Origin of the sequence: Paenibacillus sp. Leaf72 (assembly GCF_001422685.1) — a bacterium.
Taxonomy (GTDB): domain Bacteria; phylum Bacillota; class Bacilli; order Paenibacillales; family Paenibacillaceae; genus Pristimantibacillus.
Genome location: NZ_LMLV01000001.1, coordinates 1,997,938 through 2,019,917 on the forward strand (window position 1 = coordinate 1,997,938; position 21,980 = coordinate 2,019,917).

Below are 21,980 nucleotides of genomic sequence, written 5' to 3' on the forward strand. Positions count from 1 at the left end.
ATTCCAATGAAGGTAGTAGTAACGGGTGGTGCAGGTTTTATCGGCTCTCATTTAGTAGAGCGTCTGCTGGAAGCGGGCCATACGGTGTGGTCGTTGGATGATTTCTCGACCGGACGGCCGGAGTTTTTATCCCATCTTCAAGCTAATAAACGTCATACGCTCATCCAAGGCTCAGTAACTGACCGAAGGACGCTCAAGAAATTGATGGATAGAGCGGATGTTGTCTTTCATCTTGCTGCTGTATTGGGTGTCAAAAATACAGTAGAGGATCCCCTCAAGGTTATTGAAGGCAACATTGATGGCACGCGCAATGTCCTTGAATTGGCATATCCACGTCATACAAAGGTCATTTTTTCATCAACGTCAGAAATATATGGAAAAAATGAAATTCTGCCCTTCCACGAAATGTCCGATCGTTTTTATGGTGCCCCCTCTGTCCATCGTTGGTGTTATGCAACAGCAAAATCGCTCGATGAGCATATGTGCTTCGCCTATGCAGCAAAGGGACTCCCTGTCACCGTGCTTCGATATTTCAATGCATATGGACCAAGACAAACGAACTCGCAATATGGCGGGGTAGTCGCAAGATTTATTAAAGCAGCTTTGAAAGGGGAACCGCTAGAGGTTTATGGCGACGGAGCACAGACGCGTTGCTTCACCTATGTGGACGATACGGTTAATGGCACCTTAGCGGCACTTCACGAGAAAGCAAACGGACTCGCCTTTAATATTGGCTCAAATTGCCCTATCACAATCTGGGAATTGGCGCAGCTGATTATAAGGCTTAGCGGTTCGACCTCCCCGATCTTGCTCAAATCGTATGCCGAAGCTTACGGCTCAGGCTATGAGGATATGCCTGGACGTGAGCCGGATTTGACTCGATCCGAATCATTGCTCGGCTACAAGCCTTCCGTGAATTTAGAAGAGGGGCTTTACAAGACAATCGAATGGTATCGTAATCGATTATGATATGAATCCTTGCAGCCGAATGGGGAGTGACAGATGAAAATTGGACTTGTTTCCTATTGGTGTATTCCTTATACAGGCGGAGTATCCACTTATGTTTTGGCGCTGCGAAAAGGCCTTGAGGAGAGGGGACATGAAGTTGACATCCTCTCCCATAACCAATCCGGATTACATTATCATATCGTTGATAAAGGCAAATCCATGGATAAGCAAACCTTTTTAACTCCGATTATGAAACAAATTGGGATTCGCTTCAATATGAATTCAAGAAACTACGATGCTTGGCTTGCGGCAATGGAAGGTGAGCGTCTTGCTTTTCGTCAAGCTCTAACAGCATTCACACTAACAAAATACGATGTACTTCATGCACAAGATGTCATTTCTGCGACTGCTGTTTCTGAAATTAAGCCAAAGAACACTCCGCTTGTCGTTACCCTCCACGGCAAGCTGGCAGCCGAATGGAAGCTTCAGGGTGTTATTTCTGACCCCTCCCCGGCAGCAACGTGGGCCAATACACTTGATCAATATGGAAGCAGGGTGGGAGACCGAATCATCGTCCCTTCAGGGTGGCTCAAGCAGCAGTATGAGTCAACTAGCGATTTAGAAAAAGATCCATTTGACGTCATACCATATGGCTTCGATACGTTATCTTTTCTTCGCCAAGCCATAAGTCTGAATGGGGCCATTCCAAAAAACGATTTAAAGCTAATCGTTTGTCCGGCGCGCCTAGACGCGGTTAAAGGCCACGAGGTTTTACTACATGCTCTTGAACTTCTGCGAAAGAGACGGTCAGATTGGGTTTGTTGGCTAGTTGGGGATGGTCCGCTGCGCCCAAGGCTTGAGCAACTGACCCATGATTTAAAGCTTCAGCAGCATGTTATGTTTCTGGGACATCGCAACGATATGGCAGCACTTCTAAGTCAGGCTGATATGGTTGTGGCACCAAGTATTCATGACAATTTCCCTTTTGTCATCATGGAGGCACAAGTAGCCGGGAAGCCAATAATTGCGTCGGATGCAGGAGGAATTCCAGAAATGATAGCTGATAGAGAAAGCGGGTTATTATTCACATCCGGTCGTGCAGATTTATTATGTGAACGCATCAATGAACTGCTTGACGATGACAGGCTTCAGAAAAGACTTGCCAATCAAGCCAGATACCACGGGCTTAGGCAATGGTCTTTGGATACAATGACGGAACGAACGCTGCAACTGTACGATGAGGCACTTCAAGCCAAGCAGAGTGGTGGAAAATGAGGATTCTCCTTGCCACGTATTGGAAGCTTCCACATGTTGGCGGTGTATGGGCATATATCCAAGATTTAAAAACTAGTTTGGAGCGTCTAGGCCATGAGGTAGATGTGTTTGCGTTACATCCCGATGAAAAAAGCTACTATATGCTGGGTACAGGGCAGCGAGTACAGAAAAGGTATTTCAAACAGCTCGTCGAGAGAGAAATTAAGGCCGTATATGCTGCACAGCAAATTCCCATCGATCCATGGATCGTCGACCAAGAAATTGAGTTTTGCACCTATGCGCTAGCAGCCTCGTATTTCGGACTGAAAAAATATGATTTGATTCATGCACAGGATGTCATATCCTCCCGGGCGCTATGGCAGATTAAGCCGGAGGGCCTGCCTTTAATAAACACTATTCATGGATGCCTGGCGACCGAATACTGGATTTCGCTTGAAGGAAAAGCACCACCTGAATTCATTTGGAAATATGCTTGCGCAAGAGAATATTACGGAGCTACTTCGAGCGATTTGTCCATCGTGCCGACAAAATGGCTGCAGCAAACACTAGCCAGCTATTTAGTGCCCATCGATCATATGGAAGTTGTACCCTATGGAATGAACGTTGAACATCATTTGCAACGGATGAAAGAGAATACTACCTTAAAGCTCCCGTCCAATCTTAACATTATTGCCTGTCCAGCTAGGCTTGATAAAGTGAAAGGTCATAGCAGCTTGCTCAGTGCTTTATACAAGTTAAAGCAGACCAGGAGCGATTGGATTTGTCTGTTTATTGGTGACGGCTATCTTCGGTCGGAGTTGGAAAATCAGACTGCTCATTTGGGACTGAGTCAACATGTGCTTTTTATTGGCAGCAGAAACGACGTTCCCGCACTGCTGCAGCAATCCGATATTGTTGTACTCCCGAGTCTGCATGATAACCAGCCTTATGCTGTGATGGAAGCGCAAATCTCGCGCAAGCCCCTCGTCGTCTCCAATGCCGGTGGAATTCCGGAAATGGTGAGGCATAACCACACCGGATTGATGGCAAAAGCAGGTGATAGCAATGAACTGTCACGTTACTTGCAAGTACTGCTCGAAAACCAATCGCTTTCACAAAGATTAGCTTATAACGGTTACGAATGGGGGATCAGACAATGGTCGCTTCCGAAGATGGTCGATCGGGTAGTTGACTGTTATGAAATACTTCTAAGTAACCAGCATATACGAAAAGCAAATCATCCTCCGAAATATGCTGGCCATTATGGATCTGGCATATGTGAATTGCTCCGCAATAATCAACGAATGTATATTCCAGCTTCCTTCTCCATCGTGGATGATCACATTGTCGGCTCGATTATTTTTCAAGCGAGATAAGATTAACTAAAAGTATAGAAAGGAAGCTGCAGATGGCCAATATACAAGTAACCCCCTCAGGCCCTCAACAGGAGCCGTCTATTGCGCTCAATTCACTGGATCAAGCAACCGTTATCGTGACGACGAATGACTTGCGTTCGGGAAACAATATGACGACCGTTTACCGCTCAATTAATAGCGGGGCATCGTATACCCAGATGCTGATGTCACCCCCGGTTGGATTCGCAGCCTCCGGTGATGGGGTTGCTGCGTATGGTTATCCCAATTTGTTTCTTGTTGCTGCAACGGCATTAAATGTTAACCCTGTAAGGGATTCATCCATCATTGTTTACCGATCAACAAACAATGGCGCTTCTTTCTCCACACCCATCATTGTCAATCAAGGGTATAGCACGGCGATCTATAATGATAAACCAGCGATAGCCATTGATACGGCGAATGGGAGTCCTTATGTTGGCCAGGCGTATATTGCATTTACACGCTATTTCAACAATTTCAAAAGCTCCGAAACGTTATTTCAACGATCACTCGATCAAGGTGTGACCTGGTCTGTGCCTATATTGCTAACGAACCAAGTACAAGGTGTAACTAGCTTCGGATCAACCATTGCTATTGGACCGCAAGGCGATATTTATGTGGGGTGGATGCAATATGGGCCAGGAACACCGCAATTTCTTATGCGCCGATCTGTTGATGGCGGGATAACGTTTGGACCCATTATTACGATATCGACCGTTTCGCTCGTTCCAACCCCTCTTCCTGTACCAACCTTTGGCTTTCGCGTCCTGACTATTGCTTATTTAGCGGTCGACATTTCGCCGTTCAATGGCGAAGGAATAGTCTATGCTGTCTGGCAGGATAACCGAACAGGCAATGCACACATCTATATGTCACGTTCAACCGATAGAGGCCTTTCCTGGTCAACTTTACGTCAAGTAGACGATAGCCCTGCCGTATCACAAAACTTTTTGCCCAATTTAACGGTTTCTCGTGATAATGGAGGGGTACGGGTTATGTATTATACAAACCGTCTCACCACCACGCTGCTCGATGTATATTTGGCAGAGTCCAACGATGCAGGCTCCACGTTTTTACCTAACCGCCGCATAACAAGCGTCTCCTTCGATCCTAACGCCGATCCGTCGATTGGAGTCCCTACTCCTTCAATTGGGGATTATAACGGCCTCGTCGTAAGAGCCACGGGCACTCCTATTATTGTATGGATGGATACTCGCACAGGGTCCCAAAACATTTTTGAGGATGTGTAAACGTAAACGGCTGTCGCCGTCCTCTGGCGGCAAAGCTTCCGTTTCGAGGGTGAAATATAAGCCCACTATACGGGGGAAACTTATACATGCTTATATTTTAAGAAAGAGTGGTCGGATTTTCATTTTCACGAAAATCCGACCACTTGGTAAATTTCAACTACATCATAAATAAACAATACCATCAAAATGAACGGGTCCGGTTATCGTGGCGGAGTTTTGCCCAATATGCTCTACAGTCAGGGCGTATTGTTGAAAGGTTCCGACGATTCCAGCTGTGGCAGCTTCAGTGTGCTGAAACGAAGTTGTGAAATCAAGCGGAACCCATGGACCTTCAGATGCTGTTCCCAAAAAAACGGAATCCGTTGTTTGAAATACAACGGTTGCCGGGGCGCTTGTTCCTCCGCGACGAATCCGAAAAAGCAGCTTCGGCACAATATTCAAGAGCAGTAATTGCGCCTCCCATCCGATTGTAGCTTTTAACTCAATACGGTTATTAATATTGTTAATCTGGAGAAAGAGAGACGTCAGCAGCACTTCCGATCCTGGAGAAATGATAAACGGAAGCGAACCTGTTCCAACAGCAACCTCTTGAAACTGATAATCTACTATTGTAACGGTCATAGCGATCACCTCCTTTCTAGTAACGCGTTCTATATATTAGATTCATAGATAGGGTTTGATGCAATGTACAGATGTACCAGGAGAAATAGCTGATATTTTCAAAGAGAGAAAGCCGTGAGAAAAGAGACTAGACTGGTAATGGAGGGAAATTAGATGGATGACGAAATCGCAAAGATGGAACGGATGTATGCTACCTCCATTCATGATGTCATGATGGATCATCATTACCGCTATCATTTTGCAACGCGCTTTATCCGCCCTGGAGATTTCATACTAGATGCAGCATGCGGCTCGGGATATGGCACTCATTATATAGCCATTCATTCCCCAAGTGCATTAGTCGTAGGGGTTGATCGCTCGGAGCATGCATTAAATTGGGCCATTGATCATTTTTCAGGTGACAATACGGTTTATGTAAAAACGGACTTGTCCGAATCGTTTCGTGATGAGCTTCCTATCCAAACGTTCGATGTTATTACCTGTTTCGAAACCGTGGAGCATATAAAGGATGATCGGACCTTTATTCAAAAGCTTTATGAATCGCTCCATACAAACGGTATTCTTCTCATCTCGGCCCCTAACGAAGAGATTATCCCCCATTTGAAAAACCCTTATTTTCTTAACGGGGTGAATCCTCACCATTATCGGCATTACCGGCCAGATGAATTGCGTAAGCTGCTAACGGATTGCGGTTTTACAATCGAACAGGTGCTGACACAGGATAATGCGACGTATGAGCTAGTTTATGGGCGTGAAGATGGGTTTGCGAATGTGCTTGTAGCCATAAAATAATGCATAATAGTAAAGCCGATATATGTCATGTTTTTGAATGACATATATCGGCTTTTGGCTTATACCTATCCTTCAACGATATTGCTGATAGCTTTGCGTTAATCCTTCAAACAGGCTGCTCATTGGCCGCCATCCTAGCACTCGTTCAGCTTTTGAGTTATCTAGACAGCTATCCATAATATCACCCGGCCGTTCGGTGCCATACGTAATCTGGGCGTCCTGGCCATGAATCATTTTCATCATGTGTATGAGGTTGTTTATAGAAGTCCGCAAACCCGTGCTTATATTAATCGTCTCTTGCTCTCCTTGGTGAATGGCCGCCATGTTTGCCTTAACAACATCCTGTACATAAATAAAATCTCGAGTCTGATCGCCGCTGCCGTGAACAAGTACAGGAAGTCCTTTATTTAATTTATTTAGAAATATGGCGACAACACCACCTTCTCCTGTATAGCTCTGTCGTGGGCCATACACGTTGCTATAACGCAAGATGGTATAGTTAATGCCGTACATTCTATGAAACAATCGAATATAGCTTTCGCTAGCATGTTTGGAAAGCCCATAATAGGAAATTGGGGCGGGAATAGCTTCTTCTTCATGGCGTTCGTTATTGGAGTCTCCGTATGTGGCAGAAGTAGAAGAGAAAATAATCTTACTTACTTTAGCTTGTTCGCAAGCTTTTAAGAGCCGGATTGTTCCGACAATATTAACAGTAGAGTCAAAAGCGGGGTCAGCCATTGAACGCTGGACATCGACTTGAGCAGCTAGGTGAAAGACAACATCAGGCCGAACATGTTCAATAATTTTAGAACAGGCATCACTGTTAATATCCTCAACATGCAGGATAGCGGCAGGATGCACGTGATTCTTTGATCCCGTTGATAGATTATCAATGACATGTACCACAGCACCGCTTTGGATAAGCATATCCGTTAGGTGGGAACCAATAAACCCCGCACCCCCGGTAACCAACGCTTTCATAACTCCACTCCTCATTAAACGATATACTTCATAGTACGCATATCAATGGAATTGGAAATGTGCATATATCTCATCAGCTATAGCCAATTTATTCGTTTGTAGACACTAACGATTACAACATGCTAAAATCATCATGTGATGAATTATTGTTTTGAAGAAAGTAGGCCGACAAAGTGAAAGAGACGAAGCGCCGCCCGGGGCGTCCATCCAAGGATGAACCATTCCAGAAAGAGCAGATATTGACTCATGCCCTTATTGAATTTGCTAAGCATGGTTATGAGGGGGCAAGTCTTAGAAAAATGGCAAACTTATCGAATGTGGATGTCGCCCTGCTATCCTACCATTTCGGGTCAAAGCTTGGTTTATGGACTTCGGTGGTCGATTATTTAACTGAACGGATCACGCTTCAAACCGTACCCTTTAAAAATAATTATAGGCATATGAAGCTAGAGGCTGCTTGCCTTGCTCTTGTCGACAACATTGTAGATTTTTGCTTTGAATTTCCTTTCCACATGATGTTTGTGACGAACGAGTTGTCCCACCCGAGTGAACGCTCCACCTATCTAATGGATAAAATGCTCCTGCCGACTTACCGGCATCTCGTGCCTTTTATTAAGGATTGTATGGAGGCTGGCGTTATCAAGAAACAGGAGCCTACTCTCTATTATTTAATGCTTGTGAACTCCGTTTCCCTTCTTGGAACGATTCCTAATTTTGTAAATGAGTTCAAAGAAGACGTTACGGCAAACAGCGATCTTAAAGGCGAAATGAAGCAATCCGTTTTGGCTAATTTTTTTCAAATAGCCGTCGATTAAAAAGGGAATAATAAAAAAGGGAAACCATTTTGCTGGAAAAATGGCTCCTCTTCTTATGATTATAATTCATCGATTGTTGAATTAATTCCATTCAAATTAGACTTGAAAGGTGTGGAACAAATGAAACGAAACAAGCATGAACATGAAGAAGAGCATGTGGATGAGTCCTGGCTGCTGCCCTATTCGGACTTAATGACTTTACTAGTCGCTTTATTTATCGTGCTTTATGCCATGAGCAGTGCTGATGCTGCAAAGTTTGAACAGATGTCGCAAGCTTTTCGAATGGCCTTTAATAGCGGTACTGGCGTACTCGAAGGGCAGCCTGCATTAGAGAATCCTGTCATTGCAAAATCAGATAAGGGAAACGTGCAGGAAACGCCGGATACCGCGCAAGCACAAGAAATAAACGAATTAGAACATATACAATCGCAGGTGAACCAATATATTTCCGAGCACCAGCTCACCGCAAAGCTAGAAACCCAAATGACGGATGAAGGGCTGCTCATTACGATCAAGGATGATGTTTTATTTGCTTCCGGCAGTGCCAAGGTCCAAAGCTCCAATATCAGCATCGTCAAAGATATATCACAGCTTCTGGTCATGGACCCTATACATAATGTAATCATTAGCGGACATACCGACAATGTCCCGATTGGCATGACTGAATTTGATTCCAATTGGCATCTTAGCGCCATGCGAGCACTCAATTTTCTAAATTTATTGCTGCAAAACAAGGAGCTCGATCCCCGGAACTTCAGCTCCAAAGGCTTTGGCGAATATAAGCCCATTGACAGCAATGCTACAGAGGCGGGCCGGCAGCGCAACAGACGTGTTGAGATTTTAGTGCAGTCTAATACGATTCAGATGAATTAACCTTCAGGATGCGTCACCAAATCAATGACCGTTTAATGCTGCGCCGATGCTTTCTTGGAGCCGAAGATTATAAAACTAATCGCGGCCAAAACCCACACGCCAACGCCACCATAGAGCATCACCAAGCCAAAGCCGTGCACAAGTGCTGCATGGACCACTGCTCCGGACGCGTCCAGAGCAGTTAGCTCTGGCAAACCCTGATTGAGAGATGCAAAGTTTCCGGCGGCTATTTTCTCGGCTAAATCCCGTAATTGCGTTGTATTGAGATTCCCAAGAAGGGTTCCCTTCAAATAAGACCGTATCCCTTCCTGTAAAATGAATCCCATCACGGCGATATTGATGGCTAGACTGATTAATCTCGCACTCATGTCTATACCTGAAGCCATGCCTGCACGGGTAATCGGAACGGAGCCAGTCGTCGTGTTGGTCACAGGCGTATTGGTCAAGCCCAGCCCAATCCCAGCCAACAGAGAGCCTGGAAGCATGGTCAGCCAGCTGGCGTGATCGCCTCCACTGCCATATTTCATCAAAATAAAGCCCAGCCCAATGATGAACAGACCCAATGGGATAACTATACGAGGCTGATAGCGAAGCGAAAGGCGCTCTGCCAAGGGCGGGATCACCAGAGTGGGAAGAGCATACGCCAAGAGGGATAACCCGGCGGCTACAATGCCATAGCCAAGGCCGCTCTGAAAATAGATTGGCAGATAGATCATGAACGGCCAGAAGCTAAAATTCATGCCGATGGATCCAAGGAGAGCACCGGAAAAATTACGTATCTTAAATACGGAAAAGTCGAACATCGGATGAGCGCTGAGCTTTTCCGCAAAAAGAAAAACGATAAAGCTTGTTGCCGCTGCAGCAAGGATGATGATGGAGGTTAGACTGGTAAAGCCTAGTTCAGAGCCTTGTGTGATAAAATAGGCAAGGCCAAAAACCGCGAGCGAAAGCGTGACGATGCCGATCATGTCCAGCTTTTTCGCTTGCGGATCACGCGACTCCTCGACACCGCCAAAGACAAGAATCAAAGTGAGAATGGTCAGCGGGACGTGGACTAGGAAAACCCAATGCCAGTTCAATACGACCACAATCATCCCTCCGATGATGGGTCCAAAGCCGAGGCCGATCCCAAACACGATCCCCCATGCTCCAAAAGCTTTGCTGCGTTCTCGTCCTTCCTGAAACCGATGCGAAAGAATGGCTATCTGGCAAATCTGCATCGCACCAGCACCCACACCTTGAAGAAACCGACTGACGATTAGAACCGATGTGCTCTGGGCCAAGCCACAAACCAAGGAGGTAATGCCGAACAAGACGAGGCTGATAATAAAAATGCGCTTCCTTCCATAACGGTCAGCCAGCGTTCCCACAGCCATCAGAACCGTCGCACATGCAATAGTATAGGCATTCATGATCCATTGCATATCCTTAAGATTGCCATGCAATACCTTTTCGAGGGTCGGCAGTATCACTGGCACACTGGAAATTTCGAGGCCGAACATTAGCGCGGACAAACATATCGCGGACAATGCGATAATATTTTTACTGGAATGGGAAAGAGTCATTGAAAGCACCCTCCAAATAAATCGTATTTACTCATTGCTTGCCATCCTCTCCAACTTCTCATATGTGAATCACCTTATTCCCGTTTGACTTATTATATAATTTAAATTCTTTATTTTACATATTAGATCAAATCAAATATGATGAATACACAAATGAATATAATCTGTTTTATTTAAAACGCCTTAAATTTAAAGGAGTGTATTCTAAGTGGATCATACAGACAAGCAAATCCTCTTCTATCTTCAAAACCAGGCAAGGATTTCTATGACTGAGCTGGGTAAAAGCGTGGGGTTGTCCCAGCCTGCTGTAACGGAACGAGTGAAGAGAATGGAAGAAAAGGGAATAATCGAAGAGTACCGCACCGTCATTTCTCCCGAAAAAATTGGGAAGCATACGGCAGCCTATATGTTATTTCGGACTAAGGACTGCTTGGCGTTTCTTGATTTTATCCATGCATCTCCCCATGTTGCCGAGTGCCACCGCATAAGCGGAGAACATAGTTATTTATTAAAAGTAGTGACGGACTCCACACGTACGCTAGAAGAGTTTGGCAATCAGTGCGATAAATATGGAACCTATACCATACTGATTGTCATGTCTTCACCGATCGATCATAGTCTTCTCATTCGTTCTCTCGAAGAAGCAAATGGAGTTTCCTAATGGGGAACGTAAAATAGTGCGCTTCTTCTACGGATAAACATGCAAGTCACCACGCGTATCAATTGCTGGCTAAAGCCTTTCTTCAGTAAATGGCGGAAAATGCAGCGGTGTATGCTTCAAGTTCCACTTGGGCTGGGATAAAATTCAATCCAACTTCTCATACTACACTTTGAAAAGATGGAGGTGAATATCATGCCCAAAAATAGCGCCGATCCCAAAATGGACCGCTCTAATAATCGTGCAGATAAGAAAAACAATCAACAAAACGACGATCACTTAACGGAAGAAGCTCAGACGTTGACTAGCAACAAAGCTGCCGATTTTGCCCCAAGCTTGAATGGCATTTCCAAAAATGAAATTTAACTAGCAGCCTAGCTGCTTTAACGTCGCTGCATGGCGAAGGTTTTACTTTCTGCACAACGCCTCGACTTGGCGGACTCAGCAGCCGCTATTTTCACCGAATCACGGGTTAAGCCATAGTCTGCGGACTCAGGAGACGCTAATGCGCGGTAAACGGCCATTGGGACGGGATAACGAGAGCCATAACGGCCTTCCTGTCCGCTTACGGCCTGAAATCGAAGCAAAAGCCAGAATAGCGGAACGCCAGTCCGCCAAAAAGGAGTAAAGCAGCCTCAATGGGGCTGCTTTACTCCTTTTAATTTGCCAGAATCGCGCCTAACCTAGCTTTCTTTGAATGGCTATTTTTTGATGCTGTCATACACAGCTTCACAAAGGTCGACCGTAAACTGGCCCGACATGCCTTCCAGTGCAGTATTGGTGAACGCCACGACGCTGAGCCGCTGCTCTGGATCGACAAACCATGAATGTCCGTAGGTTCCGCCCATACGCCATGTGCCCGGTGATTCCGGTGTATTTGCCGCAATGGGATCCTTGAGCACCGTGATGCCTAGACCGAATCCTCGCCCTGGCCAATAAGCCATTGGTAAATCCCCAATCTGATTGGTAGCCAGCTCATGAACTAGAGCCTCCGGCAGCAGAGGCGCTCCTCCTTTACGCAAGGTTTCCAGCAGCTGCATAAAATCCCCGGCGCTGCCGACCATACCGGCTCCTCCCGAAGGGTATGCCGTACCGTCAAGTGCACGGCCTGGAGCAAGCCGGAAGCCTGCCGTGCCTTCCAAAAAGTCGATTTTATCAGGATTCCGTATTGGCCTCGGCTCTGGACGATCATTGGTATATGCAATAGCCAGTCTGTCTGGGTCCACTGCAATAAAATCGGTGTCGCTCATGCCAATCGGCTTTGTCACTAGGGAATGCACGGCCTTGCTGAGCGTTGTTTCCGTTACCTTTGCAATGACTGCTCCGAGCACATCTGTCGCGATGGAATATTTCCACTCGGCACCTGGCGTATAGAGTAGCGGAACAGAGGCAATACGCTGCAGATTTTCTTCCAACGTAATACCCGACTGATCCATGCCATCCGATACCCCGGCTTGTTGATAGGGGCCATTTTCTTCTTGAAAGAAGCGGTAAGTCAGACCTGCGGTATGTGTCATCAAATGACGAATCGTCAAAGCAGCTATCTCTCCGCTTTGTAATCGCGGCCGGAACTCGGGCAGCCAACGATCAACGCGGTCATCCAACTGCAGGCGACCTTGCCCCACCAGCACTAGGGCGGCCGTTGAAACGATAGGTTTAGAAACGGAAGCGAGACGGAACAAGGCATCTTCTTGCATGGGCCGGTTCATCTCGCGATCGGCAAAACCTGCAGCGCGGCTGTACACCATTTTTCCATCCATCGCCACTTTAATGACAGCACCGACCAAACGCTTGTCAGCAATCGTCTGATCGATTACCTCATCCATTCGGCCGGGTAGAAATTCTGGGCTAACTTTGCTTGAATCCATCTTATTCAACAGTCTTCATCCTTTCGAATAGTTAAAGCCTTTCGACTTTACTATTGTGAGTTAATTATATTAAATAAGTATTTTCGTTTATATAAGGCAATTAAGTTAAATCGGTCTTGCAGCAATCAAAATGAAGACAGTTTGCATGGAAAACCTTAAATTTAAAAGAGCCGGTTTCAATAAAATATTAGCTCAGTGTCAGAACCACAGCTAAACAAGACATTATTATGCAAAACCCACAATCCCATATGATTTTCGCAAAAAGACAGCTTTTTAATACGGCTGCGATACGTTATGATAAGCTTGCTTAGTTATTAAACATCTTTAAAAAGTATAATAGCGAGTAAGGGGAGCTTCTAATGAATGAACAATTAAGCGCAAGACAGATTGAATTATGGCGTAATGCCATCTATGTGATTTTCACTTTATGCGGCTTTGCCACGGCATCCTGGATCTCCCGTACGCCCGCCATTCGCGATACACTCGGCGCTTCGACTGGCCAGATGGGCTGGATTATTTTCGGGCTGTCTGTTGGCTCAATCCTCGGCCTGCTTGGCGCAGGGCATTTTATTGCTAGCAAGGGCGGACGTTTCGTCATGATGAACGGGATGCTCATTGCTGCAGGAGGCCTCACAATCATTGCTCTTGGCAGCTCCTTTTTCACCTATGCTCCTGTTGTGTTCGTGGGGTTAGCAATCTTCGGATTTGGCTTTGGCATTTGTGATGTGGCAATGAATGTTGAGGGCACCATGCTGGAGCGCGCAATGAAAAAGTCTTTGCTGACCGGCTTTCATGCTGCCTTCAGCTTAGGAACCTTTATCGGCGCTGTCGCGGGCTGGTTAGCAACGAAGTCTCATGTGTCCGTCATCATGCATTTGGGTATTGTTCTTATTTTATTAGTTGTGCTCATCGTCTATTTGTCCCGATTCGTGCCTAAAGGAACAGGACAAGAAAGTAAAACAGACAAGAATGCTCCTACGCTAACGACTAAAGAGCGCCTTGCCATCTGGAAAGAGCCGCGCACCCTACTGCTCGGCATTATTATTTTGGGTATGGCCTTCGCCGAAGGCTCAGCCAATGACTGGCTTCCTTTAATTATGGTCGATGGCTATGATACTTCTGCTTCAACAGGTTCGTTCGTCTATGGCATATTTGTAGCAGCAATGACGATCGTTCGGGCAACTGGCGGCATGCTGCTCGATAAATTCGGCCGAGTAGCTGTGCTGCGAGCGTCTGCTGTATCCGCTATTGCCGGCCTGCTCATCGTGATCTTGGGTCACAATTACATCATCGCTTCTATCGGCGTTGTATTGTGGGGCTTTGGCGCAGCCTTCGGCTTCCCTGTCGCTTTGTCCGCCGCTGGCGACAATCCGCATGGTGTAGCTGCACGGGTCGGAGCTGTAGCAACAGCCGGATATTTGGCTTTCCTTGTTGGGCCGCCGCTGCTTGGCATGATTGGCAACTCAATTGGCTTGCGAATGGCCTTAATCGTCGTCCTTGTCGGCATTGTATTCGCAGGGCTGACGTCTCATGCCGCGAGACCTCTTGGCGAGAAGGATCAGGCAAAGACCAAGTAGGTCTCACATTTTATAACCGTCAGGAGGGTGGAAAAAATAAAGCTTCCATTTGTGAATCCTAAATTAATGGGCGAAATGATCCGGCAGCAAATTCGCAGCGCGCTCTATTATGAGCAGGAGTCGACCAAGGTCGAAATCGCTCAAATAACAGGGCTGACCTTCCCGACCGTGAGCAAAGCGATTGAGGAAATGAAGGCGGATGGCGAGGTTTTGCTGTCGGGGCTGCGGGAATCCAGCGGAGGTCGAAGGCCGCAAATTTATATGCTGAATGCAGCGCATATGTCGGGCTTAGCTGTGTATTTGGAAAAGGACTGCACCATTTATACCTTGCTGAATTATGTCGGAGAGGTCCTTCTGCAAGACAGGCTGCCCGGTGTTTTGGATGAAGGGCCGGAAGCGCTGGACCGTCAAATGAAGGTTTATTTGGAGCGATATCCGCTCATTCGCGCATTAACCTTCGGCGTTCCTGCGAGCGTGACGAACGGCCAGGTTTTTCATATTCCCAGCTACGAGAAATTTAACGGCTATGATTTGAAGGCCGCTTACGAGAGCCGCTATCCGCTTCAGGTCCAGATTGAAAATGATATGAACGCCACGGTACTCGGCTATCATGACCAACTGGATAACAACAAAAGTTTATCGCTTGTTTATCTGTATTTCGGCATGAATGGCCCCGGTGCTGGCATTATGGTCAATGGAAAGCTCGTCAGAGGGAACACCTTTTTTGCTGGCGAGGTTTTTTATTTGCCCCTTGGGCAGCAGAACTTTGGCGAGGTCATTCAAGAGCTTACCGATCGTTCCAACGAAAAACGCGATGATGCCAAGCTGATTGATGCCATGAGCCGCTTGGTTGCGATTTTCACGGCAACGCTGAACCCGGATATTTTTATTTTTTGCAGCATCAATCTGTCTGAGCAGGAGCTGGAGGAGGTAAGAAGCCGCAGCGCTATTTATGTGCCAGAGGCTCATTTACCCGCACTTATCATTCGAGATTGGCAGCAGGACTACATTCATGGATTAAAGCAAATGACAATCCGTACGATGCTGGGCACGGGAGTCGAATAACGTTCGTTTCAGGGTTATATGCGGCTTGCCGCAGCCGTTATCGCTATCTGCATAGAAAAAACCGCATGGCAGCAGCCGTGCGGTTTCCTTCTATTTTCACGCCCTATTTACATGCCCTTTTTACACGCCCCATTGTCTGGCTATGCCCTTACTTCCAACACCTACAGCGCTGCAAGCTCCTCAAGCACCTGGTCAATCGTCTCCTTGGAAATACGGAACATGCCATTGTCGCAGATTTGCTGAAGAGAGAACGGCTTAGCAATGTTTGCCTGTGCGCCGCTGAACAGATTTGGCATATGCCGGCTCACAATGGCAATCGCCCGCTCATCCATCCATATTTCACTCATCTTCGTCTTGGCACTGTACTGCGAGCGGAACAGGCCTTCACTCTCATAGGCAAACTGGTACGTACCCGAGCCGGCACGGATGATCAAGCCAGCTGCGGTTTCCTCCACCGATGCGATGTCCGCTTTATTTTCAAGCGAAGTCCCGCCTTCTGTCGTGCCAGCGAGCGTCGCTCCCCGCAAAATAATATCTGCTGTCGTATTCGCTGGAATGACAACTTGAAGCTCAATACGGCTGCCTTCTACACGCCAGCCCGACTCGATCCGTCCGTATACGGAGTCGTAGGAGGCTTTAGCATAAGTCAGCATGGTCGATCCGAACAACGGCTCGATTCGAATATGCTTGAAGGCAGGCTGCGAAGGGTCCATGTCTAGCCCAGCAACCTTGCGGTACATCCAATCGCCGATCGCCCCATAGGAATAATGGTTGAACGAGTTCATGTCGTCGCTCCAGAACGAGCCGTCCGGCTTAATGCTGTCCCAATGCTCCCAAATCGTCGTTGCGCCTTTCGATACCGAATACAGCCAGCCCGGATAGCTCTCTTGCAGCAGCAAGCGAACCGCCGTTGTGTGATAGCCGCTGTTCGACAGGGCAAAACATAAGTACGGCGTACCCACAAAGCCGGTCGTCAGGTGGTAGTCATTTTCGACGATGAGGTTGTTTAGATCCTCTGCTACCCGATCCTTCACGCTTTCATCCACCAGGTCGAACATAAGCGCCAAAATATGCGCGGTTTGCGTCGGTGAAGCGATCCGTCCCCTCTTAGTCATAAACTCGTCGCGGAACGCGGAAATTACGCGGCTGTGCAGCTCGTCATAGCGCTCGGCGTCCTCGTCATGTCCGAGCACCTTCGCTGCATCGCGAACAATGCGCGTGGAGTAGGCATAATAGGCTGTTGCAATCAATGCCGTTGGCGTCGCGCCAATATAGCTGTTCTCCTTCGCATCGAGCGCAAGCCAATCCCCGAAATGAAAGCCGCTATTCCACAAATACTCTTCGCTGCCCTGTGCCCGAATGTACTCCACCCATTGCTTCATGCTTTCATACTGCTCGGAGAGCAGCCGCTCATCGCCATAATATTGATAAACCGTCCATGGGCAAATAACCGCAGCGTCTCCCCATGCCGCCGAATTGGCTCCGCCTACAATATCAGGAATAACGAAAGGAATGCCGCCATCCTCATGCTGCTCCGCCTTCAGGTCATGCAGCCATTTTGCAAAAAACGGCGCGCCTTGGAAGTTGAATAAAGCGGTGCTGATAAATACTTGCGCGTCGCCCGTCCAGCCGAGCCGTTCATCGCGCTGCGGGCAATCCGTCGGCACGTCGAGGAAGTTGCCGCGCTGTCCCCAGCGGATATTTTGCTGGAGCTTGTTGATTCGCTCGTCAGAGCATTCGAATTCACCAGATGAAGGCATATCGGAGTGAATAACCTCGCCTTGGAATGCATCTGCCGGCAGCGCAGCGCCTGCTTCCTGCCCGGGGAAGCCCTGCACCAGCACATAGCGGAAGCCCATAAAGGTAAAATGGGGCGCATAGCTTTCTATCCCGTCGCCTTTCGCGATATAGGTCAGCGTCTGCTTCGCCGGACGCAGGTTGCCAAAATATATGTTGCCTTCCTTGTCCAGCACCTCCGCATGGCGCAAAACGATTTGCGTTCCTTCCGGCGCCTCGACGGTAAATCTCATGCGTCCAACGATATTTTGCCCCAGATCCAGCACATGATCGCCTGCCGGGGTAATAAACGAGGAGATCGGCTTGATGATTTCGGTGACGTTCGTCGGCCAGTTTTCTTGTGCTACAAGCTGGCTGTATGGCAGATCCAGCACTTGCACTCCCGACCATCCGCCAGCTGCCTGCTTGTCATCGCTATGAGCTTCCGATCCGTTCATTCCACCATCGGCTTCGCTCCAGCCCTCGATTTCCAAGCGGGCATCATACGTCTCACCGTGATAGATATTCGCGTATTGAATCGCCCCAAGCGCCGCCTGCCACGAGCTGTCCGTCGCTACGACCTCTTCCGTGCCATCCGCATAACGGATATGCAGCTCCAGCAGCGCGGCACGATTGTCGCCGTACATATAATTTTTGTCATCAAAGCCCAGTCCGCCGCGGTACCAGCCGTCGCCCAGCATAAAGCCAATGCCATTTGCGCCTTCTTTCAGCTCCGCCGTCACATCATAGGTCTGATATTGCACACGGGTGTGATAGCTGGTCCAGCCTGGAGCGAGCAAATCATCCGACACCTTGCCGCCGTTCAAGTACAGCTCATACACGCCAAGCGCGGTCGCATACACTCGTGCGGATACGATACCCCCCGCTTTCACCTGAAAGGTGTGGCGCAGCAAATAGGCTGGGGCCGCATCTGCAGCAATAGAAGACGTATCCGGCGTAATCCATTTCGCCTGCCAGTCTGCCCCGCCAGCAAGGGCCAGCTCGAAGGTGCCCTCCTCGCTCCAAGGCGACTCTTCTCCTGCCGTATCCCATACTCTAACCCGGAAGCGATAAGCAGTACGGGCTGCAAGCGCAGGACCGCCATATTCGATATGAAGCGACTGCTCCTGTTCGATCCGGCCCGTATCCCAAAGGCTTGTCTCAAAGCCGCTTGATGCCTCGGCTACTTGCAGCTGGTAAGCGGCCTGGCGGACTCCTCTGCGTTCTGCTGCTTCCAGCATCCAGCTGAATCGCGGCTTTGTGAGGTCTGTGCCAAGCAGAGCACCTCTATATTCACAGCTTGCGGAATGAACATTTAACATGTAGCTATCCCCTTTTTACTGGATTTATGAATGAGACACTAACCTTTAACCGAACCAGCTGTCATGCCCGCTACAATACGCTTGTTAAAAATAATAAACAGCAGCAGCGGCGGAATCGTAATCAGCAATATGTTCGTGAACAGCAGATTGTATTGCGTCACATACTGGCTCTGGAAGTTATAGAGCGTCAGCTGCACCGTGACATTGTCCGAGCCCGGCAGAAAATAAAGCGGGTTCGTGAAATCATTGAAGATGGTAACCGAGGACAATACGACTACCGTTGCCGTTACAGGCTGGAGCAGCGGCAAAATAATACCAAAGAACAGCCGAAGGCCGCCAGCGCCGTCAATAACGGCCGCCTCATCCACTTCACGCGGAATGCCGCTCATGAAGCCTTTATAAAGCAGAACTGCGAATGGAAAGCCCAGCGCGACTTCGATCAATATAAGACCGATCAGTGTTTTGAACAGGCCAATCCCGTCCATGACCCAGATCGTCGGCACGATGGCCGGCGGAATGATAAGCCCGGCAAGAATCAAGAAGTTGAACAGTGGCGACAGCTTTCCTGTCCGGCGCTGCAGCACATAGCCTGCCATCGCGCACAGTACGATCAAAATAGCGATGGAGGCCACCGTCAGCACCGTACTGTTGATGAAGGCGCGAATCAGCATAAAATCGCGGGCCACAACGACGGTTTTAATATTTTCCCAATATTGGCTATTGGAGGCCCATGACATCGTGAGCAGTGAAGACTCTTTCGCGTCCTTGCCCGAATTGACCAGTATGAAGTAGAACGGAATCCAGAACACGACAATCGTAAACAAGACGGCACCAATCTCAAAGCCCCATTGTCTGATCTTTCTCACAGGTCTACCTCCTTGCGGTTCAAATACGTATAGAGCGGGAAGGCAAGCGCTGTCACAACGAGGAACAAAATCACATTGCCCGCAGTAGCGAGGCCATAGAAGCCGCCTTGATATTGCTTGTAAATGATCGACGCAATCAAGTCGGTCGTGAAGCCCGGGCCGCCCTTGGTCATCGCCCATACCAGATCGAAGGAGCGCAGACCGCCGATGAAGGCCAAAATAATAACGGAGTTCGTAGCTGGACGGCTCAGCGGCACAATAATGTTCCAGAACTTATGCCAGTTGTTGCCGCCGTCGATTTGCAAGGCTTCATAATATTCCGCGGGGATCGACAAAATCCCGGCAATGTAAATGACAGTCGCGAAGCCTAAGCCTTTCCACACATCGACCATGGCGACCGACAGCAGCGCGATTCTCGTATCGCCGAGCCAATCCGGACCTTCAATGCCGATGGCGGCAAGCGCTGTATTAATGACGCCTTGCGTCGGGTGCATCATCATGCTGAAGGCAATACCGACAGCAATCGTGCTCACCAAGGTAGGGAAAAATATGACAGACCGCAAGTAGCTTTTGGTCCGAATTTTCGAGGTTAGCAATACGCCTAGCAGCAGTCCCAGTGCAACCTTGAGCGTACAGGTAACGACCGCATAGATCAGTGTATTTTTAAAACCAATGCTTAAGGACTGCTCCTGAAAAAATGTAATAAAATTTTCAAACCCGATAAACTCCCAATCCGACAGCGTCCATCTCGTCATACTGAAGAAGAAGGACATAATCGTCGGCAGGATGAAAATAATAAAATAAATAATGGCTGCTGGCAGCAGGAACCAATAGGAGTAGGTTCGTTTAAATATACTGTTCATCGTTATCACTCCTACACAGTCAAGCGTATATTTTGAAGTAAAGCGGCCCTGCAAGCAGGGCCGAGCTTCTCTATCTATTTTTTACTACTACTTAAGTTGAAAATTACCAGCCCGCCAGTCCAAGCTGTTTCGCTTGCTTCTCCACATCTTTATCGTAAGCAGCCGCGCCTTCCGCTGCCTTCTTAATGCCTGCGCCAACCTCGACGGTAATTTGCTCCAGGCTTGGTCCTTTAACTGGGGAAACGAACTCCAGCGCTGGCGCCGTTTTGCCCGATTCGAAATACGGCAGCATGTCTTTCACCAGCGTAGGCACATCGTCCGGAATCGTCGCATCCTTGATCAGATACGGGCCGGTTGGCTTCGAGACAGCTGCCGCAACCTGTGTCCCTTCTACAGAAGCGATGAAGGCCACAAACTGCTTGGCTGCCTCTACATTTTTAGTTTCCTTGTAAATATAACTCGCCCCTGGCATCCAGATGCTCAAACCGTTTTTCGAGGCATCGTCGCCAGGCTGGGCGAAAAAGCCGATATTTTCGATTTCATCCGGGAAGTTCTGCACAAGCGATGGTGATGCGAACGATAGCATTGGATAATGCGCGCCCTTGCCATCGGCAAGCATTTTGAGGCCTGCATCATAGGTTGTCGCCAGCATATCCTTGTTCATAAAGCCTTTATCATACAGCTCCTGCAGCTTCTCGAAGCCTCTCAACGCTGCAGGCGTGCCTGCGAAAGTTGCCTTATGAGCGGTAAAATCTTCCGCAAATGACGGTACCTGTGCCTGTACATTGTAATAATCGGCCAGCACAACGAGCTGCGAGGTCCACGAGTCCTTGTAGGAGCCTATAACCGGGGAAATGCCTGCCGCTTTAATTTTCTCGTTATTGGCAATCAGCTCATCCCAAGTAATAGGCACCTTCAGTCCAAGGTCAGCATAAATTTTCTTATTATAGAACCAGCCTCCAGCAATCGTGGAAGATGTCGGCACGCCATACACTTTTCCATTGAAGGAAACCGTCTGCTTGAAGGAGTCCACGACGCCCGACTGGAATGCTTCATTCGTCAGGTCCAGCATGTTTTTCTCTGGAGACAATGCCTGCATCAAGGAGCCCGAGTTATAAAAGAAAACATCCGTCATATCGCCTGTCGCCAGACGAGTCTTTACAATATTGTCGCCTTCGCCGCCGCCCGGCCTTGTTTCCATCTCAACTGTAATGTTCGGATATTTCTTCTGGAAAGCGTCGACATAAGCATTCGCCAAATTGACCGAATCCTGCGTATTATCAACCAGCAGCGAGAGCGTTACCTTCTTCTCTGTATTGCCTCCTGTGCCGCCCGCCGCCGTATCCGTACCGGTATTGCCGCCCGAATTGCTTCCGCCGCATGCCGCTAGCGTTCCGGTAAGCACAAGTGCGGTTGCTGTCATTGCGAGCGATTTTAGCTTCATGTTCTTCATGTTTCGTTCCCCCTCGTTCGTTGTCGCTGATGCTGTATA

19 protein-coding genes are annotated in these 21,980 nt (G+C 48.1%); 11 read left to right on the top strand and 8 right to left on the bottom strand.

Features of this window, described 5'->3' with window-relative positions; all coding sequences use genetic code 11:
• The first annotated feature begins 6 nt into the window (after nt 1-6).
• The 4 genes from ASF12_RS08545 to ASF12_RS08560 are packed head-to-tail and all read left to right on the top strand — an operon-like array spanning nt 7 to nt 4,846.
• On the top strand, nt 7-969 hold the full coding sequence (locus ASF12_RS08545; protein ID WP_056032198.1) for an SDR family NAD(P)-dependent oxidoreductase: 963 nt from the start codon (nt 7-9) through the stop codon (nt 967-969).
• A 33-nt stretch (nt 970-1,002) separates the two neighbouring features.
• On the top strand, nt 1,003-2,223 hold the full coding sequence (locus ASF12_RS08550; protein ID WP_056032201.1) for a glycosyltransferase family 4 protein: 1,221 nt from the start codon (nt 1,003-1,005) through the stop codon (nt 2,221-2,223).
• A complete protein-coding gene (locus ASF12_RS08555; RefSeq protein ID WP_063892480.1) occupies nt 2,220-3,578 on the top strand; it encodes a glycosyltransferase family 4 protein in 1,359 nt (452 codons plus the stop codon). The genes ASF12_RS08550 and ASF12_RS08555 overlap by 4 nt, the downstream gene beginning before the upstream one ends.
• 32 nt (nt 3,579-3,610) lie before the next feature.
• Nucleotides 3,611-4,846, top strand: coding sequence for a sialidase family protein (locus ASF12_RS08560; protein ID WP_056032203.1), 1,236 nt, complete (start codon nt 3,611-3,613; stop codon nt 4,844-4,846).
• 162 nt (nt 4,847-5,008) lie between these two features.
• Here the strand turns inward: ASF12_RS08560 and ASF12_RS08565 are convergent, their stop codons facing one another.
• On the bottom strand, nt 5,009-5,467 hold the full coding sequence (locus ASF12_RS08565; RefSeq protein WP_056032204.1) for a hypothetical protein: 459 nt from the start codon (nt 5,465-5,467) through the stop codon (nt 5,009-5,011).
• 153 nt (nt 5,468-5,620) lie between these two features.
• Between ASF12_RS08565 and ASF12_RS08570 the strand changes: the two genes are divergently transcribed.
• Nucleotides 5,621-6,259: a class I SAM-dependent methyltransferase gene (locus ASF12_RS08570; RefSeq protein ID WP_056032206.1), complete on the top strand. Its 639-nt coding sequence runs from the start codon at nt 5,621-5,623 to the stop codon at nt 6,257-6,259.
• A gap of 72 nt (nt 6,260-6,331) precedes the next feature.
• Here ASF12_RS08570 and ASF12_RS08575 read toward each other — a convergent pair whose 3' ends face one another.
• Nucleotides 6,332-7,240: an NAD-dependent epimerase/dehydratase family protein gene (locus ASF12_RS08575; RefSeq protein WP_056032209.1), complete on the bottom strand. Its 909-nt coding sequence runs from the start codon at nt 7,238-7,240 to the stop codon at nt 6,332-6,334.
• Nucleotides 7,241-7,413: 173 nt separating this feature from the next.
• Here ASF12_RS08575 and ASF12_RS08580 point away from each other — a divergent pair, with 173 nt between their 5' ends.
• Together ASF12_RS08580 and motB are read left to right on the top strand one after the other, a co-directional pair.
• The gene (locus ASF12_RS08580; protein WP_056032211.1) at nt 7,414-8,055 is read left to right on the top strand and encodes a TetR/AcrR family transcriptional regulator; all 642 of its coding nucleotides are present in this window, start codon (nt 7,414-7,416) and stop codon (nt 8,053-8,055) included.
• A gap of 120 nt (nt 8,056-8,175) precedes the next feature.
• Nucleotides 8,176-8,928 (top strand): flagellar motor protein MotB, encoded by a 753-nt coding sequence (gene motB / locus ASF12_RS08585; protein WP_056032213.1) that lies wholly within the window; start codon nt 8,176-8,178, stop codon nt 8,926-8,928.
• A 32-nt stretch (nt 8,929-8,960) separates the two neighbouring features.
• Here the strand turns inward: motB and ASF12_RS08590 are convergent, their stop codons facing one another.
• Nucleotides 8,961-10,493, bottom strand: coding sequence for an MFS transporter (locus ASF12_RS08590; RefSeq protein ID WP_056032215.1), 1,533 nt, complete (start codon nt 10,491-10,493; stop codon nt 8,961-8,963).
• A 208-nt stretch (nt 10,494-10,701) separates the two neighbouring features.
• Between ASF12_RS08590 and ASF12_RS08595 the strand changes: the two genes are divergently transcribed.
• Nucleotides 10,702-11,154, top strand: coding sequence for an Lrp/AsnC family transcriptional regulator (locus tag ASF12_RS08595; RefSeq protein WP_056032219.1), 453 nt, complete (start codon nt 10,702-10,704; stop codon nt 11,152-11,154).
• 192 nt (nt 11,155-11,346) lie between these two features.
• Nucleotides 11,347-11,517, top strand: a complete 171-nt coding sequence (locus ASF12_RS34325; protein WP_155972888.1) for a hypothetical protein — start codon at nt 11,347-11,349, stop codon at nt 11,515-11,517.
• A 335-nt stretch (nt 11,518-11,852) separates the two neighbouring features.
• Here ASF12_RS34325 and ASF12_RS08600 read toward each other — a convergent pair whose 3' ends face one another.
• Nucleotides 11,853-13,019 (bottom strand): serine hydrolase domain-containing protein, encoded by a 1,167-nt coding sequence (locus tag ASF12_RS08600; protein WP_056033051.1) that lies wholly within the window; start codon nt 13,017-13,019, stop codon nt 11,853-11,855.
• 359 nt (nt 13,020-13,378) lie between these two features.
• Here ASF12_RS08600 and ASF12_RS08605 point away from each other — a divergent pair, with 359 nt between their 5' ends.
• Nucleotides 13,379-14,596, top strand: a complete 1,218-nt coding sequence (locus ASF12_RS08605) for an MFS transporter (RefSeq protein ID WP_056032222.1) — start codon at nt 13,379-13,381, stop codon at nt 14,594-14,596.
• A gap of 27 nt (nt 14,597-14,623) precedes the next feature.
• Entirely contained in the window at nt 14,624-15,661 is a 1,038-nt protein-coding gene (locus ASF12_RS08610; RefSeq protein WP_056032226.1) for an ROK family protein, read from the top strand.
• Between the two features lie 161 nt (nt 15,662-15,822).
• On the opposite strand, the gene ASF12_RS08615 is transcribed toward ASF12_RS08610, so the two are convergent.
• The 4 genes from ASF12_RS08615 to ASF12_RS08630 all read right to left on the bottom strand — a co-directional run bounded on the left by ASF12_RS08615 (nt 15,823) and on the right by ASF12_RS08630 (nt 21,941).
• Entirely contained in the window at nt 15,823-18,759 is a 2,937-nt protein-coding gene (locus ASF12_RS08615) for a glycoside hydrolase family 78 protein (RefSeq protein ID WP_056032230.1), read from the bottom strand.
• A gap of 38 nt (nt 18,760-18,797) precedes the next feature.
• Nucleotides 18,798-19,625: a carbohydrate ABC transporter permease gene (locus ASF12_RS08620; protein WP_056032237.1), complete on the bottom strand. Its 828-nt coding sequence runs from the start codon at nt 19,623-19,625 to the stop codon at nt 18,798-18,800.
• Nucleotides 19,622-20,488, bottom strand: a complete 867-nt coding sequence (locus tag ASF12_RS08625; RefSeq protein ID WP_056032240.1) for a carbohydrate ABC transporter permease — start codon at nt 20,486-20,488, stop codon at nt 19,622-19,624. The genes ASF12_RS08620 and ASF12_RS08625 overlap by 4 nt, the downstream gene beginning before the upstream one ends.
• 103 nt (nt 20,489-20,591) lie before the next feature.
• Complete coding sequence (locus tag ASF12_RS08630) at nt 20,592-21,941, bottom strand: ABC transporter substrate-binding protein (protein ID WP_056032245.1); 1,350 nt, start codon at nt 21,939-21,941, stop codon at nt 20,592-20,594.
• Between the last annotated feature and the right edge of the window lie 39 nt (nt 21,942-21,980).